The following is a 15726-nucleotide window of genomic DNA, read 5'->3' on the forward strand; positions in this document are numbered from 1 at the left end:
GGGGGACCTCCGGGTGTTGGGCGTGACCGCCTCGCTTGCTTATTGGTCGCACACTCAATAGCATCCCCGGTATGTCGTCAAGCGTCCAGCGCAAGCGAATCCGCAAGTCTCCGGAGGCCCGTCGGGCCGAGATCGTCGACACGGCCGCCGCCGTCGCCCTGTCCGAAGGGCTGGAGTGCCTCACCCTGCGCCGGATCGCCGACGAACTCGATGTCCGACCGGGGCTGATCAGCCACTACTTCCCCTCGGTCGAGGACCTGGTCGCCGAGGCGTTCGGGACGGCCGCCGGGGCCGAGCTGGAGGTACTCCTGCCGCTCGGCGCGGACGGACCGGCGGCGGACGGACCGGCCGGGGACGGACCGGCCGGGGACGAACAGGCCGGGGACGAACAGGCCGGGGACGGACCGGCCGCGGGCGCCCGGCTGACCCGGTTCTTCGCCCGCACCTCGGGCGAGGCCTACGACGCCGTCAGCCGGCTCTGGATCAACGCCCGTCACCTCAGCCGCTACCGGCCCGTCCTGCGCGACCGGGTCGCCGAGCAGGAGGGCGCGTGGCGCGGCCGCCTGGAAGGCGTGATCCGGGAGGGCGTCGAGCGGGGCGAGTTCCGTACGGAGGACCCGTACGTGACCGCCGTCCAGATCCTGGTCGTCCTCGACGGCCTCGGCGCCCATGCCAACACCGAGGTCCGCGGACGCCCCGAGGCCGTGACCCGGATGGCCGTCACCACCGCCGAACGCGAACTCGGCCTGCCCCGCGGGGCCCTGACCGGCGACGCCTGATCGCGTTCGCCGCCGGCCCCTCGCCCTCGCTCCTGCTGCCCCCCGCCACCCCGTCCCGCTGGAGGATCCGTGCGCACCCGTCTCGCCCTGCTCAACGCCCGCCTGCTCGACCCGGCCACGGGCGCGTTCCTGCCGGAGAGCGCCCTGGCCGCATCCGGCGGGCAGATCACCGCGCTGGGCGACGACAGCCGCATCCGCGCGCTCGCCGACGCCTCGACGACGGTGATCGACCTCAAGGGGGCCGTGGTGACCCCCGGCCTGGTCGACGGGCACATCCACCCCGTTTCGGGCGCCGAACTGACCCACGGGCTGGACCTGTCGGGCTGCACCGACCTGGAACAGCTGCGCGAGACGCTCGCCGCCGGCGTACGCGCGCTCGCGCCCGGCGGCTGGCTGACCGGCTGGGGCCTGGACCCCAATGCCTTCGGGGACCGCCCCGTCGGGACCGCCCCCCTCGACTCCGTGCTCGGCGCCGTACCGGCCCTCCTCCTGCTCTTCGACGCGCACTCCATGCTGGCCAGCCGACGCGCCCTCGAACTCGCCGGAGTGGACGGGCCGCGCACCTTCGACCAGGCCTCCGCCGAGATCGTCTGCGACGCGGACGGCCGGCCCACCGGCCTGCTCCTGGAGGACGCCGCCTGCGAACTCGTCGAGCGCATCGCCCCGCAGCCCACCCGCCGGGAGCGCCGCGACCGGCTGGCCGCCGCACTGCGCAGGATGGCCGCCACCGGGCTGACCGGCGGTCACGCCATGGACGCCAACGGGGACAGCCTCGCCTTCTACGCCGAACTCGACGCCGCCGGAGAACTGCCGCTGCGCCTGCGGGTCGCGCCCTGGTGCCAGCCCGGCATCGACGCCGACGGAGTGCGCGCGCTCATCGCGCAGCAGGGCGCCGGCGGCCGGCTCTGGCGCACCGACGGCGTCAAGATCTTCATGGACGGCACGATCGACAACGGCACCGCCTGGCTGGAACGCCCTGACCGCAACGGCGAGTCCACGCACGCCTTCTGGCCCGACCCCGATGTCTACACGCGGATCGTGGGCGAGTTCCACCGGGCCGGCGTGCCCACCGCCACCCACGCGATCGGCGACGCCGCCGTACGGCACGCCCTCGACGCCGTGGAGAAGGCGCAGGCGTCCTGCGCTCCCCGGCACGGTGCCGGTGCCGCGTCCCGGTCCGGGTCCGGGTTCGGTGCCGCATCCCGGTCCGTGGTGCGTCACCGGGTCGAGCACATCGAGACCGTCCCCGACGAGACCCTGCGCCGGTTCGCCGAGCTGGGCGTCATCGCCTCCGTACAGCCCACCCACTGCTGCGACTTCACCCGGGCCGACCACACCGACAACTGGTCGCGCCGCCTCGGCGAGGAGCGCGCCTCGCGCGCCTGGCGCTGCCGAGACCTGTGGGACTCGGGAGCCACCGTGGTCCTCGGTTCGGACTGGCCGATCGCCCCGTACCCGCCGCTGGGTGTCATGGGCGGCGCCCGCCACCGCCGCCCCAGCCGCGACCTCACCCAGGCCCCGCACGGCCCCGAGCAGGCCCTCACCGCCCTGCAGGCCCTCCAGGGCATGACCGTCAACGCCGCCCACGCGGCCGGAGAGGAGCACCTGGCGGGCCGGATCGCCCTCGGGCACCGCGCCGACCTGACGGTCCTCGCCGGTGACCCGCTCACCGTGGCGGCCACCGAACTGCCGGACCTGCCCGTGCTGCTCACCGTCGTCGACGGCCGGACCACCCACCGCGACGCGAGCCTGTGACCCCGGAGCACGGACCGGGGCGGGATCGGCGCCAGGGGCGCCAGGGGCGGGTTGTGCGGCCGGGAGGCGCTCTGGACGGCGAATCCGGGGTGCGTTAGCTTCCGGCGCCATGAGACTTCTGGAAGTTGGAATCGGCATGTGCGCGGCGGCCCTGCTCGTGGGAGCACTGGCCGCCCCTGCTCAGGCCGATGCGGCCGCGTCCCCTGAACCGGCCCCTCCGGCACAGGACTTACGAGGCGCCGGCTGGGCGCTGAAGGAGACCGGCAAGGACGTACGCTTCCGCGGGCTCGCGGCGGTCGGCCGGAACACGGCCTGGGTGGCCGGTTCCAAGGGGACCGTGCTGCGCACGGTGGACGGCGGCCGCACCTGGCGTGACGTTTCGCCTCCCGGGGCGGTCGCAGAGGGGCTGGAGCTCCGCGACATCGAGGCCTTCGACGCGCGGCGCGCCGTGGCCCTGTCGATCGGGGAGGGCGAGGCCTCCCGGGTGCTCCGCACCGAGGACGGCGGAGCCACTTGGGCCGAGACCTTCCGCAACCCCGACCCGCGTGCCTTCTACGACTGCCTCACCTTCTTCGACTCCCGGCACGGGCTGGCGATGAGCGATCCGGTGGACGGCAGGTTCCGCATCCTGGCCACGGACGACGGCGGGCGGAACTGGCGGGTCGTGCCGGATGCGGGCATGCCCGAGGCCCTGCCGGGCGAGGCGGGATTCGCCGCGAGCGGCCAGTGCCTGGTGAGCTCGGGCCCGCGCGACGTCTGGCTGGCCACCGGCGGCGGGGCGAGCGCCCGGGTCCTGCACTCCGCGGACCGCGGTCTGACCTGGCGGGTCGCCGAATCCACCGTCCCGGCGGGCGACCCGGCGCGCGGGGTCTTCGCCCTCGCCTTCCGGGACCGTACGCGGGGGCTCGCGGTCGGCGGTGACTACCGTACCGGGCAGGCCTCCCCGCAGGCCGCGGCCGTCTCCGCCGACGGGGGACGCACCTGGCGCCAGGCCGCGGCGCCGCCGCCGGCCTACCGCTCCGGCGCGGCCTGGTTCCCGTACAGCCGGGGGACGGCCCTCGCGGTGGGACCCACGGGCACGGACGTGACCACGGACGGGGGCCGCAGCTGGCGGCCCCTGGAGGAGGGTTCGTTCGACACGGTCGACTGCGCGCCGGACACCGGGTGCTGGGCGGCGGGGGAGAAGGGACGGGTGGCGCGGCTGGAGCGGCGGCGCTGATCAGCCGCCCGGGACGCCTGCAGGGTCCGCAGCGCCGACAGTGCCTGCAGTGTCCGCGGCGGACGGGCCGGGCGGAGCCGCCGGCGGCGTCGGGGCGGTGAAGAGGTCCATGCCCGGATAGCGCCCGGCGGTGAAGCCCGCGGCCCGGTAGACGGGCTCGCCGTCGGGGCTGGCGTGCAGCTGGACGTAGTGGATGCCGATTCCGTCGAGCCAGGCCACCAGACCGTCGACGATCCGCCGGCCGTGGCCCCGCCCGCGGGCGGGCGCGTCGGTAACGATCCCGTCCAGGTAGCCGCGTCGGCCGTCGGTCCACCGCGGGCCCGGCAGGTGGTGGGTGACCCAGGCCATGCCGGTGGCGAGCAGGGGTTCGCCGGGCGCTCCGCCGACGACCAGGCAGTGCACGTCGGGGCGTTCTCCGACACGCTCGAGGAACCAGGTGCGGGCGACCTGCCGCCAGGCGGCGTCGGCGGGCCCGGGGTCGATCCCGAGGGCGTCGAGGGCGACGGCGCGCAGGCGTATGAGCTCGGGGACATCGGCCGGTTCGGCCGGGCGGGGCTGCATGAACACTCCGGTGGGCAGCGGTGGGCAGCGGTGGGCAGCGGTGGGCAGCGGCTGGGCGGCGGTGGGGGGAGAGCGGGGAGAGGGGACGGGGTCGGCGCCCGTCCCTACACGACCGGGTTCTCCCGCACCGTCGACAGGTCCGCCGAGGTCTTCGTGGCGATGAACTCGGTGATGGTGTAGGCGCAGACGCCCGCCAAGGTGAACGGGTCCTCGGCCGCGATCCGCTCGATCTCGCCCCGGGACACCCCGCCGGCCAGGATCACGCCCCCGTCGCGCGGGACCTTGCGACCCGACGCGAGGAAGACCCCGGCGGCGTAGTAGCCGTCCAGCCAGGCGATGTGGGCGTCCATCTGCTCCTCGACGGATTCGACGGGGGCGGTGTAGGTGAGCTCCATGACGAACATGATCGCCAGGCTACTCTCGCTCCATCATGACGAGCGCGAAGATCCCCGCCGACAAGGCCGAGGCCCGGGCGATACAGGACGAACTACGCCATCAGGTCGTGCTCACCGAGCCCGGCCCCCCACCCGGCCGCGGCCTGGTCGCGGGAGTGGACGTCGCCTACGACGACGCCCGCGACCTGGTCGCCGCCGCGGCCGTGGTGCTCGACGCGGCCACCCTCGAGGTCGTGGAGGAGGCCACCGCCGTCGGGCACGTGAGCTTCCCCTACGTGCCCGGGCTGCTCGCCTTCCGCGAGCTGCCGACCGTACTGGCCGCCCTCGACTCCCTGAACACCCAGCCGGACCTCGTCGTCTGCGACGGCTACGGCCTCGCCCACCCCCGCGGCTTCGGCCTCGCCTGCCACCTCGGCGTGGTCACCGGGCTCCCGGCCATCGGCGTCGCGAAGAACCCGTTCACCTTCACCTACGAGGAACCGGGCGCCCGGCGCGGTGACGCCGCCGCGCTGCTCGCGGCCGACGGGGCCGAGGTCGGGCGGGCGCTGCGCACCCAGGACGGGATCAAGCCCGTGTACGTCTCCGTCGGGCACCGGGTCTCGCTGGACAACGCCTGCGCGCACACCCTGGCCCTGAGCCCTCGCTTCCGGATCCCCGAGACCACCCGCCGCGCCGACTCCCTGTGCCGGAAGGCGCTGCGGGAGGCCTCCTGACACCGGCCTCGCAACAGCGGGCGCGCCCGGCCCCCGACAGCGCGGTCGGTCAGCGGACGTCCGCCACCCGGAAGGTGATCCCGGCCTTCTGGAGGCGGGCGATGAGGGCGTCGCCCATCGCCGAGGCCGTCGTCAGCTGCCCGGCCGCCTCCGGCAGGGCGTCATGGGCCAGGCACAGCGCCGACTCGGCCAGCATCTTCGCCGTCTCGCCGTAGCCGGGGTCGCCGCCCGCCACCTCGGTGAGCACGCGCCGGCCGCCGCCCTCGCCCACGAACCGCACGGTGAACCAACTGCGCGCGCGGCGCTCCGCGTCCGGCCCCCGCCCCGGCTCCCAGCGGTCCATCAGCCACCGCCGGGCCGGCGGCACCTGGGCCAGGGCCACCGTCGCTCCCAGCGCCGCCGTACCGCCCACCGCGACGGGCAGGTGCTTCACGGAGGCGTAGTGCCGGTAGCGGAAGTCCGGGCCGTAGCGCTCCAGCGCGGCCGCCGACCGGGCCACGATCCGCGGGTCCAGCGAGGGCAGCGGCAGCGCCCAGGTGCCGGTCTCCCGGCTGAACCGCGGCGCCCCCACCGGGCCGCGCGCCCGCCGGCCCAGCAGGCGGGGCTCGTGCAGCCGGCGGGCCCGGGCGGCAGCCAGGGTCTGAGGGCCACGGCTCAGCGCGGTCAGCGCGGAGGCCAGGGTGCCGCCGGAGAAGAGGGCGTTGGACCGCATGAACCCGTCGACGGTCAGCGGGACGCCCTGCGGCAGCCGCCGGACGGTGAAGTACGCGCCGAGGTCGGCCGGGATCGAGTCGAAGCCGCAGGCGTGCACGATCCGCGCCCCGGTCTCCCGGGCCCGCGCGTCGTGCTCGACGTACATGCGGTCCACGAACTCCGGCTCACCGGTGAGGTCCACGTAGTCGGTGCCCGCCTCGGCGCAGGCGGCCACGAGCTCCTCCCCGTACCAGACGTACGGCCCCACCGTCGTGGCCAGGACCCGGGTGGACGCGGCCAGTTCGCGCACGGCCGCCGCGTCCAGGGCGTCCGCCCGCAGCAGGGGAAGCTGCGCGCAGGCCGGATCGATCGAGGCGAGGCGCTCGCGCAGCCGCTCCAGCTTCGCCGTGTCCCGGCCGGCGAGGGCCCACCGGCAGCCGGCGGGTGCGTGCGCGGCGAGGTATTCGGCGGTGAGGGCGCCCACGAACCCGGTGGCGCCGAAGAGTACGACGTCGTAGGCACGTTCCGGCCGGTCGTGCGGGACAGTGGCGTTCATGAGCGCTCCTCCCAGGGGGGTTTCGGTGGCCGAGGCTAGCGCGATGCCCGGCCGTCGGCGCGAGCGGGTGGGGCCGGCGGGGTGACGCGGACCGGGCGGTACGAGAACAGCGCCCCGGGCACGGCGTGGAAGCCGTGCCCGGGGCGCTGTGAGGGGCACTGTGGGACCACCTGCCCCCGGCCGCCCGTCGGGCGGGCCGGGGCGGGGGCCGCTAGCCCTTCTGGTACAGACCGAAGAGGTCGACGACGAGGTCGATGTCGTCCCAGCCACGGTTCCAGAAGTCGATGATGCCGTTGCTGCCGGTGCTCGCCTGGACCAGGTTCGGGACGGTGTCGCCCTTCGTCCAGTTCAGGTTGGAGGAGTTCGGCGGCGTCGGCCAGATCGCCGTCTCGTTGACGTAGTCGTCCGCCGAGTTCGGGTCCGGGGTGACCGTGAGGTACCCGTTGCCGTTCGTGTTCGTGACCGTGGAGTTCAGCACGAAGCCCGTGACGCTGGGGTCGTCGTGCGAGATCGGCAGGTAGATGTAGCTGTCGCCCCACAGCGGCCCGTAGACCGCGTCGTTGGGGTCACGGGTGTCGAAGACGCGCTCCGGCACCAGCGGCAGGAAGGCGCTCTGGCTGTCCTTGCTGTAGTAGCCGACGACGTCGACGACCACGTCGGCCGGGGCCCAGGCACCGTTGAAGACGCTGATCTTTCCGTCGGCGGAGACGGGCACGATCACCGAGTTGGCGATCGTCTGGCCGGCGAGGAAGTTCAGGTTGGACGTCGTCGGGATCGCGCCGCCGCTCGGGTACACGGTCAGGTGACCGCCGCCCTGCGGGGCGGTGACCGTCACGTTCAGCGCCACGGCGGTGATGCCCTGGGGCACGCCGCGCAGGCCGCTGATCTGGGTGCCGAAGGTCGACTGACCGCCGAGCTTGCGCTTGGCGGTGCCCAGACCCTCACGGGTGTCGACGAAGCGGGTGGGGTCGACCGGGGTGTAGCCGCTGGAAGCCGTGCGGCTGAAGTAGCCGGTGACGTCGGCGATCAGGTCGACCGACTGCCAGCCGCGGTTGGACAGCTCCACGTAGCCGTTCTTGCCGACCGGCACGATGACCAGGTTCGGGACCGTCTGGCCGGCCTTGTGGTTGACGTTCGAGGTCTCGGGCCGCTCGGTGCCCTCGGGGAAGGCCGTGATGAAGCCGCTGTCGGTCGTGTTGGTGACCGTGACGTTCAGGGCCACCGCGGTGACGCCGGCGGGTATCTTGCCGTTGCCGCCGACCTTGACGCGGGTCGACTTGCCCGGGCCGACCTTGCCCTGCGCCACGCCGGTCCCGAAGCGGGTGTCCAGCAGACGGGTCGGGGTGTGCGGGGTGAAGTCGGAGCCCGGCGTGACGGCCTGGATCTCGTTGACGGCGGAGACGCCGTTCGCGGTGTCCTTCACGGTGACCTTGACCGTGTAGGCGCCGACCTCGGCGTAGGTGTGCCCGTTCGTCAGGACCTGGGAGCCGGACGCGCTGACCACGTCGGTCTTCTGGTCGCCCCAGTCGATGGTGACCTCGAGCGGGGTGCTGACGCTCGTGAGGGTGGACTTGAGCTCGATGCCGTGCGCCGACGTGCCGTAGCCGGTCAGACCGACCGTGAGGTTCGGGTTGTCCTCGGCCGACTGCACCGCCGCGGCGCCCGCCGCGCCCGTCTTGGCGGACGGCAGTGCCTTGCGCACCGTACGGTCGGCAGGGCTGGTGAAGGTGTGGCCCTTGGACTTGGAGGCAGCGGCCTTGCCCAGGTCCAGGTCGGGAGTGGACGCGCCACGGGCGTCGGGCTTGGCCGGATCGGCCTGGGCCACGCCCGGAATGAGACCAACGCCTGCCGCGATGGCGGCGACGGAGACTACGAGTCGGCGGTTGCGCACCGGCCCCCCATTTTCTGCTTGAACGTTTGATCAGCTTCGAAAGCGTGTTCAGAGTACATAGCCGCGCAACCGCTGGTCAGGGGGGTGCCCTTTGATCTTGGGCCCGATTCCCGCGGAGTCGGACATCCCGGGACAGGTCACCTGCGGGGAGCCCGCACGGGGGCTTGTGTTCGGTGGAACACGTTCCTAGCATCACTGGTGTTACATCAGTTGTGTCACACAGCCGCACATCATGCACACCATGCACACCAGAGCCGCTGGGGGCCCGATGGCAGTGACAGGGAACGGGAACCGGAACACGGGCGGGCACGGCCCGCTCGCCGGCGTGCGCGTCGTCGAACTGGCGGGCATCGGCCCCGGACCGTTCGCCGCCATGCTCCTCGCCGACCTGGGCGCGGACGTCGTACGGGTGGACCGGCCCGGCGGCGGCGGGCTCGCGGTCAACCCCGCCTATGACATCACCAACCGCAACAAGCGGTCCGTGCTCATCGACCTCAAGGCCGCCGACGGGTCCGCCCGCGTCCTGGACCTGGTCGAGAAGGCCGACGTACTCGTCGAAGGGTTCCGGCCGGGGGTCGCCGAGCGGCTCGGCGTCGGCCCGGCCGAGTGCCACGCCCGCAATCCGAGGCTCGTCTACGGCCGGATGACCGGCTGGGGCCAGGACGGCCCGCTCGCCGAGACCGCGGGGCACGACATCGCGTACATCGCCGTCACCGGCGCCCTCGGCATGATCGGCAGGCCGGAAGAACCGCCGGCCGTACCCGCCAACCTGGTCGGGGACTACGCGGGCGGCTCGCTCTACCTGGTCGTCGGGGTGCTCGCCGCCCTGCACCACGCCCGCGCCACCGGCACCGGCCAGGTCGTCGACGCGGCCATCGTCGACGGCACCGCCCACCTGACCGCCATGATCCACGGAATGATGGCGGCGGGCGGCTGGCAGGACCGCCGCGGGGCCAACCTCCTCGACGGCGGCTGCCCCTTCTACGGCACCTACGAGACCTCCGACGGCCAGTACATGGCGGTCGGCGCGCTGGAGCAGCAGTTCTACGACACCTTCGTGGAGCTCCTCGGCATCACGGACCGGGCCCCGGCCCGCAAGGACCTCGCCCGCTGGGGCGAGCTGCGCGACGTTGTCGCCGCACGCTTCAGAACCCGTACCCGGGCGCAGTGGACGGCCGTCTTCGAGGGGAGCGACGCCTGCGTGGCACCCGTGCTCTCGCTGCGCGAAGCACCTGACCACCCGCACCTCGCCGCCCGCGGGACCTTCACCGACTTCGGCGGGATCGTCCAGCCCGCACCCGCGCCGCGGTTCTCGGTGACCCCGGGCGCCGTCACCGCGGGCCCGGCGCAGCCGGGTGCGCACGCCGAGTCGGTCGCGGCCGACTGGGACGTACCGGCCCTGCTCGGGAAGGAGGAGGAGAACTGATGGAACTGTCCATGATGCTCGACTACGCCGGGGATCCGCGCCGGGCGGCCGACGAGGCCGCCGCGCTGGAGGCGGCCGGGCTCGACGCCGTGTGGGTGGCCGAGGCCTGGGGCTTCGACTCCCCGACGATCATGGGCTATCTCGCCGCCCGCACCGAGCGGCTGAAGATCGGCTCGGCCATCCTCAACGTCTACTCGCGCACTCCCGGCCTCATCGCCCAGACCGCCGCCGGCCTGGACGCGCTCTCCGGCGGCCGGGCCATGCTCGGCCTCGGCGCCTCCGGCCCGCAGGTCGTCGAGGGCTGGCACGGCATGGCGTACGACAAGCCGCTCGGCCGGACCCGCGAGACGGTCGAGCTGTGCCGGCGCATCTGGCGCCGCGAGACGATCGACCACCACGGCATCACCGACATGCCGCTGCCGCCCGAGAAGGGCGGCCGGCACGGCAAACCGCTGAAGATCCTCACCCGGCCGGTCCGCCCCGCCATTCCCGTCCACATCGCCTCCCTCGGCCCGGCCAACGTGCGGATGACCGCCGAGATCGCGGACGGCTGGCTGCCCACGCTCTTCATCCCGGAGAAGGCCGCCGCCGTGTGGGGCGGCCCGCTCGCGGAGGGCACCGCCAAGCGGTCGCCGGAACTGGGCCCGCTGCAGACCGTCGCCGGCGGCCTGCTCGCCATCGGCCCGGACGCGGCCGCCGCACGGGACCTCGCGCGTCCGCAGATCGCGCTCTACGTCGGCGGCATGGGCGCGGTCGGCAAGAACTTCTACAACGACCTCGCCGTGGCCTACGGCTACGAGGAGGAGGCCCGGAAGATCCAGGACCTCTACCTCTCCGGACGCAAGCGCGACGCCGCGGCCGCCGTCCCGGACGAGTTCTGCGAGCTGATGACGCTGTGCGGCCCCGAGGGCTACGTACGCGAACGCGTCGAGGCCTTCCGCGAGGCGGGCGTCACCATGCTCAACGTCACCCCGGTCGGCCCCGATCCGGCCCGGCTGATCGAAACCGTCAAGAGCTGGCTCTAGGGGGCCCCATGCAACGCCGCATCTTCGACGCCGACCACGAGGCGTTCAGGGAAACCGTGCGCACCTTCCTCAGCAAGGAGGTGCTGCCGCACTACGAGCAGTGGGAGAAGGACGGCATCGTCAGCCGTGAGGCCTGGCGGGCCGCGGGCCGCCAGGGGCTGCTGGGGCTCGCCGTACCGGAGGAGTACGGAGGCGGCGGGAACACCGACTTCCGCTACGCCGCCGTGATCGCCGAGGAGTTCACCCGCGCGGGCGCCCCCGGGCTGGCCATCGGTCTGCACAACGACATCATCGGGCCGTATCTGACCTCGCTCGCCACCGAGGAGCAGAAGCGCCGCTGGCTGCCCGGCTTCTGCTCCGGCGAGACCATCACCGCCATCGCGATGACCGAACCGGGCGCGGGCTCCGACCTCCAGGGGATCCGGACCACCGCCGAGGACCGCGGCGACCACTGGGTGCTGAACGGCTCCAAGACCTTCATATCCAACGGCATCCTCGCCGACCTGGTGATCGTGGTCGCGAAGACCACCCCCGAGGGCGGTGCGCACGGCCTGTCGCTCCTGGTCGTCGAGCGCGGCACCGAGGGCTTCGAGCGCGGCCGCAACCTCGACAAGATCGGCCAGAAGTCCCAGGACACCGCCGAGCTGTTCTTCAACGACGTACGCGTCCCGAAGGAGAACCTGCTCGGCGAGTTGAACGGCGCCTTCGTCCACCTGATGACCAATCTCGCGCAGGAGCGGATGGGCATCGCGATGGCCGGCATCGCCGCCGCCGAGCACCTGCTGGAGATCACCACCCAGTACGTGAAGGAGCGGGAGGCCTTCGGCCGTCCGCTGGCCAAGCTGCAGCACATCCGGTTCGAGATCGCGGAGATGGCCACCGAGGTCGCCGTCACCCGGACCTTCCTCGACCGGTGCATCACCGACCACTCCAACGGCGAACTGGACCACGTGCACGCCTCGATGGCCAAGTGGTGGGCCACCGAACTGCAGAAGCGCGTCGCCGACCGCTGCCTCCAGCTCCACGGCGGCTACGGCTACATGACCGAATACCGGGTCGCACGGGCCTTCACCGACGGCCGGATCCAGACCATCTACGGCGGCACGACCGAGATCATGAAAGAGATCATCGGGCGTTCGCTGCTCGGCTGAACCCCTCTGCCTCCCTCTTCCTCCCCCTTGGAAACCTCCGAAAGGCTTGACCAGTGAGCACCGAAGCTTACGTATACGACGCGATCCGCACCCCGCGCGGTCGCGGCAAGGCCAACGGCGCCCTGCACGGCACCAAGCCGATCGACCTGGTCGTCGGACTCATCCACGCCCTGCGCGAGCGCAACCCGGGCCTCGACCCCGCCACCATCGACGACATCGTGCTCGGCGTCGTCGGCCCGGTCGGTGACCAGGGCTCCGACATCGCCCGTATCGCGGCGATCGCCGCCGGGCTCCCGGACACCGTGGCCGGCGTCCAGGAGAACCGCTTCTGCGCCTCGGGCCTGGAGGCCGTCAACCTGGCCGCCGCCAAGGTCCGTTCCGGCTGGGAGGACCTCGTCCTCGCGGGCGGCGTGGAGTCCATGTCCCGCGTCCCGATGGCCTCCGACGGCGGAGCCTGGTTCGCCGACCCGATGACCAACTGGGACACCGGCTTCGTCCCGCAGGGCATCGGCGCCGACCTGATCGCCACCATCGAGGGCTTCTCCCGGCGCGACGTGGACGAGTACGCGGCCCTGTCGCAGGAGCGCGCCGCCGCGGCCATCAAGGACGGCCGCTTCGCGAAGTCCGTGGTCCCGGTCACCGACCGCAACGGCCTGATCGTCCTGGACCACGACGAGTTCGTCCGCCCCGGCACCACCGCCGACACCCTCGCCAAGCTGAAGCCCTCCTTCGCCGACATCGGCGAGCTCGGCGGCTTCGACGCGGTCGCGCTGCAGAAGTACCACTGGGTCGAGAAGATCGACCACGTCCACCACGCGGGCAATTCCTCCGGCATCGTCGACGGCGCCTCGCTCGTCGCGATCGGCTCCCGCGAGGCGGGCGAGCGGGGCGGTCTGACCCCGCGCGCCCGGATCGTCTCGGCGGCCGTCTCCGGCTCCGAGCCCACCATCATGCTCACCGGCCCCGCCCCCGCCACCCGCAAGGCCCTCGCCAAGGCCGGACTGACCATCGACGACATCGACCTGGTCGAGATCAACGAGGCCTTCGCGGGCGTCGTCCTGCGCTTCGTCAAGGACATGGGCCTGTCCCTCGACAAGGTCAACGTCAACGGCGGCGCCATCGCGCTCGGCCACCCGCTCGGCGCCACCGGCGCGATGATCCTCGGCACGATCGTCGACGAGCTGGAGCGCCAGGACAAGCGCTACGGGCTCGTCACCCTCTGCGTCGGCGGCGGCATGGGCGTCGCCACCATCGTCGAACGCCTCTGATCCGTCCTGTTCCCCCTGCCCACCGGACCTTCCGAAACGAAAGCAGTGACCATGAGCGAGTCCACCACGATCCGCTGGGAACAGGACGAGACCGGCGTCGTCACCCTGATCCTCGACGACCCCAACCAGTCCGCCAACACGATGAACCAGGCCTTCAAGGACTCCATCGCAGGCGTAGCCGACCGCGCCGAGGCCGAGAAGGACTCCATCCGGGGCATCATCTTCACCTCCGCCAAGAAGACCTTCTTCGCGGGCGGCGACCTCAAGGACATGATCCAGCTGCGCCCCGAGCACGCGCAGATCGCCTTCGACACCGGCACCGAGATCAAGCGCTCCCTGCGCCGCATCGAGACCCTCGGCAAGCCCGTCGTCGCCGCCATCAACGGCGCCGCGCTCGGCGGCGGTTACGAGATCGCGCTGGCCTCCCACCACCGCGTCGCCCTCGACGCCCCCGGCTCGAAGATCGGCCTGCCCGAGGTCACCCTGGGCCTCCTCCCCGCCGGTGGCGGAGTCACCCGTACCGTGCGCCTGATGGGCATCGCCGACGCGCTGCTCAAGGTGCTGCTCCAGGGCACCCAGTACACCCCGCAGCGCGCCCTGGACAACGGCCTCGTGCACGAACTGGCCGCCACCCCCGAGGAGATGCTGGCCAAGGCCCGCGCCTTCATCGACGCGAACCCCGAGTCGAAGCAGCCCTGGGACGTACCCGGCTACAAGATTCCGGGCGGTACGCCGTCCAACCCGCGGTTCGCCGCCAACCTCCCGGCCTTCCCGGCCAGCCTGAAGAAGCAGCTGAACGGGGCCCCCTACCCGGCGCCGCGCAACATCCTGGCCTGCGCCGTCGAGGGCTCCCAGGTGGACTTCGAGACCGCGCTCACCATCGAGGCCCGCTACTTCACCGAGCTGGTCACCGGCCAGACCGCCAAGAACATGATCCAGGCGTTCTTCTTCGACCTCCAGGCCGTCAACGCCGGCCGCAGCCGCCCGCAGGACGTCGCGCCCCGCAAGGTCCGCAAGGTCGCCGTCCTCGGCGCGGGGATGATGGGCGCGGGCATCGCGTACTCCTGCGCCCGCGCGGGCATCGAGGTCGTCCTCAAGGACGTCACGGCCGAGGCTGCCGCCAAGGGCAAGGCGTACTCCGAGAAGCTGCTCGACAAGGCGCTCTCCCGGGGCCGCACCACCGAGGCGGGGCGCGCCGAGCTGCTCGCCCGCATCACCACGACCGCCGACGCGGCCGACCTCGCCGGCTGCGACGCCGTCATCGAGGCCGTCTTCGAGGACACCTCCCTCAAGCACAAGGTGTTCCAGGAGATCCAGGACGTCATCGAGCCGGACGCGCTGCTCTGCTCCAACACCTCCACGCTGCCCATCACGGGCCTCGCGGAAGGGGTTTCGCGGCCGGTCGACTTCATCGGGCTGCACTTCTTCTCCCCCGTCGACAAGATGCCGCTGGTGGAGATCATCAAGGGTGAGCAGACCGGCGACGAGGCCATCGCCCGCGCCTTCGACCTGGTCCGCCAGATCAACAAGACGCCGATCGTGGTCAACGACTCGCGCGGCTTCTTCACCTCGCGCGTCATCGGACAGTTCATCAACGAGGGCGTGGCGATGGTCGGCGAGGGCGTGGAGCCCGCCTCCATCGAGCAGGCCGCCGCCCAGGCCGGATACCCGGCCAAGGTGCTCTCCCTGATGGACGAGCTCACCCTCACCCTGCCGCGCAAGATCCGCAACGAGAGCCGCAAGGCCTTCGAGGCCGAGGGCCGGACCTGGACCGAGCACCCCGCCGACACGGTCATCGACCGCATGGTCGACGAGTTCGGCCGCCCCGGCCGCAGCGGTGGCGCCGGCTTCTACGAGTACGACGAGTCCGGCAAGCGCTCCCGCATCTGGCCGGGCCTGCGCGAACACTTCGGCAGCCCGGGCGTCGACGTCCCGTTCCGGGACATGAAGGAGCGGATGCTCTTCTCCGAGGCCCTGGACACCGTCCGCTGCCTCGACGAGGGCGTCCTCACCTCGATCGCCGACGCCAACATCGGCTCCATCATGGGCATCGGCTTCCCGGCCTGGACGGGCGGCGTGATCCAGTACATCAACGGCTACGAGGGCGGCCTGCCCGGCTTCGTGGCCCGCGCCCGCGAGCTCGCCGAGACGTACGGCGAGCGCTTCACCCCGCCGGCCTCGCTGATCGCGAAGGCCGAGCGGGGCGAGACCTACGCGGACTGAGCACGCCCGCCCCGGGCCCGCCCGCGAGCGGGCCCGGGGCACCGCCGCCTCCGCATCCCCGGCCGGCCGAT

13 protein-coding genes are annotated in these 15726 nt (G+C 72.7%); 9 read left to right on the forward strand and 4 right to left on the reverse strand.

The annotated features are described in order from the left end of the window. Positions 1-71: 71 nt before the first annotated feature. From OG753_RS33430 to OG753_RS33440, 3 genes are all read left to right on the forward strand, one after another. Positions 72-779 carry a TetR/AcrR family transcriptional regulator gene (locus OG753_RS33430; protein ID WP_405791224.1) on the forward strand — a complete coding sequence of 236 codons (708 nt, stop codon included), beginning with the start codon at positions 72-74 and terminating at the stop codon, positions 777-779. Between the two features lie 69 nt (positions 780-848). Continuing rightward, positions 849-2534, forward strand: a complete 1686-nt coding sequence (locus OG753_RS33435; RefSeq protein ID WP_327265338.1) for an amidohydrolase — start codon at positions 849-851, stop codon at positions 2532-2534. A gap of 109 nt (positions 2535-2643) precedes the next feature. Continuing rightward, positions 2644-3753 carry a WD40/YVTN/BNR-like repeat-containing protein gene (locus OG753_RS33440; protein WP_405791225.1) on the forward strand — a complete coding sequence of 370 codons (1110 nt, stop codon included), beginning with the start codon at positions 2644-2646 and terminating at the stop codon, positions 3751-3753. Here OG753_RS33440 and OG753_RS33445 read toward each other — a convergent pair whose 3' ends face one another. Both OG753_RS33445 and OG753_RS33450 read right to left on the reverse strand, forming a co-directional pair. Continuing rightward, on the reverse strand, positions 3754-4314 hold the full coding sequence (locus OG753_RS33445; protein ID WP_405791226.1) for a GNAT family N-acetyltransferase: 561 nt from the start codon (positions 4312-4314) through the stop codon (positions 3754-3756). A 104-nt stretch (positions 4315-4418) separates the two neighbouring features. After that, entirely contained in the window at positions 4419-4718 is a 300-nt protein-coding gene (locus tag OG753_RS33450; protein WP_327265340.1) for a YciI family protein, read from the reverse strand. Between the two features lie 26 nt (positions 4719-4744). On the opposite strand from OG753_RS33450, the gene OG753_RS33455 reads away from it, so the two are divergent. Next, positions 4745-5422, forward strand: coding sequence for an endonuclease V (locus OG753_RS33455; RefSeq protein ID WP_405791227.1), 678 nt, complete (start codon positions 4745-4747; stop codon positions 5420-5422). Between the two features lie 49 nt (positions 5423-5471). Here the strand turns inward: OG753_RS33455 and OG753_RS33460 are convergent, their stop codons facing one another. Next, positions 5472-6671, reverse strand: coding sequence for a saccharopine dehydrogenase NADP-binding domain-containing protein (locus OG753_RS33460; RefSeq protein ID WP_327265342.1), 1200 nt, complete (start codon positions 6669-6671; stop codon positions 5472-5474). A 211-nt stretch (positions 6672-6882) separates the two neighbouring features. Continuing rightward, on the reverse strand, positions 6883-8496 hold the full coding sequence (locus OG753_RS33465) for a hypothetical protein (protein WP_327265343.1): 1614 nt from the start codon (positions 8494-8496) through the stop codon (positions 6883-6885). Positions 8497-8830: 334 nt separating this feature from the next. On the opposite strand from OG753_RS33465, the gene OG753_RS33470 reads away from it, so the two are divergent. From OG753_RS33470 to OG753_RS33490, 5 genes are read left to right on the forward strand one after another with little or no spacing between them, the layout of a single operon-like run. Continuing rightward, positions 8831-9988, forward strand: coding sequence for a CaiB/BaiF CoA transferase family protein (locus OG753_RS33470; protein ID WP_405791228.1), 1158 nt, complete (start codon positions 8831-8833; stop codon positions 9986-9988). Continuing rightward, complete coding sequence (locus OG753_RS33475; protein WP_327265345.1) at positions 9988-11013, forward strand: LLM class F420-dependent oxidoreductase; 1026 nt, start codon at positions 9988-9990, stop codon at positions 11011-11013. The genes OG753_RS33470 and OG753_RS33475 overlap by 1 nt, the downstream gene beginning before the upstream one ends. A gap of 8 nt (positions 11014-11021) precedes the next feature. Continuing rightward, entirely contained in the window at positions 11022-12164 is a 1143-nt protein-coding gene (locus OG753_RS33480) for an acyl-CoA dehydrogenase family protein (RefSeq protein WP_327265346.1), read from the forward strand. A 53-nt stretch (positions 12165-12217) separates the two neighbouring features. After that, complete coding sequence (locus OG753_RS33485) at positions 12218-13432, forward strand: acetyl-CoA C-acetyltransferase (RefSeq protein ID WP_401276481.1); 1215 nt, start codon at positions 12218-12220, stop codon at positions 13430-13432. A 51-nt stretch (positions 13433-13483) separates the two neighbouring features. After that, positions 13484-15655, forward strand: a complete 2172-nt coding sequence (locus tag OG753_RS33490) for a 3-hydroxyacyl-CoA dehydrogenase NAD-binding domain-containing protein (RefSeq protein ID WP_405791229.1) — start codon at positions 13484-13486, stop codon at positions 15653-15655. Positions 15656-15726: the final 71 nt, after the last annotated feature.

The organism is Streptomyces sp. NBC_00029 (assembly GCF_045160505.1).
Taxonomy (GTDB): domain Bacteria; phylum Actinomycetota; class Actinomycetes; order Streptomycetales; family Streptomycetaceae; genus Streptomyces.

What these genes read in the sequence shown, in the direction of transcription:
- OG753_RS33470 (WP_405791228.1), top strand. Translation starts at nt 8,831, where the DNA reads ATGGCAGTGACAGGGAACGGGAACCGGAACACGGGCGGGCACGGCCCG.
- OG753_RS33460 (WP_327265342.1), bottom strand. Translation starts at nt 6,671, where the DNA reads ATGAACGCCACTGTCCCGCACGACCGGCCGGAACGTGCCTACGACGTC.
- OG753_RS33440 (WP_405791225.1), top strand. Translation starts at nt 2,644, where the DNA reads ATGAGACTTCTGGAAGTTGGAATCGGCATGTGCGCGGCGGCCCTGCTC.
- OG753_RS33455 (WP_405791227.1), top strand. Translation starts at nt 4,745, where the DNA reads ATGACGAGCGCGAAGATCCCCGCCGACAAGGCCGAGGCCCGGGCGATA.
- OG753_RS33490 (WP_405791229.1), top strand. Translation starts at nt 13,484, where the DNA reads ATGAGCGAGTCCACCACGATCCGCTGGGAACAGGACGAGACCGGCGTC.
- OG753_RS33450 (WP_327265340.1), bottom strand. Translation starts at nt 4,718, where the DNA reads ATGTTCGTCATGGAGCTCACCTACACCGCCCCCGTCGAATCCGTCGAG.
- OG753_RS33475 (WP_327265345.1), top strand. Translation starts at nt 9,988, where the DNA reads ATGGAACTGTCCATGATGCTCGACTACGCCGGGGATCCGCGCCGGGCG.
- OG753_RS33480 (WP_327265346.1), top strand. Translation starts at nt 11,022, where the DNA reads ATGCAACGCCGCATCTTCGACGCCGACCACGAGGCGTTCAGGGAAACC.
- OG753_RS33430 (WP_405791224.1), top strand. Translation starts at nt 72, where the DNA reads ATGTCGTCAAGCGTCCAGCGCAAGCGAATCCGCAAGTCTCCGGAGGCC.
- OG753_RS33445 (WP_405791226.1), bottom strand. Translation starts at nt 4,314, where the DNA reads ATGCAGCCCCGCCCGGCCGAACCGGCCGATGTCCCCGAGCTCATACGC.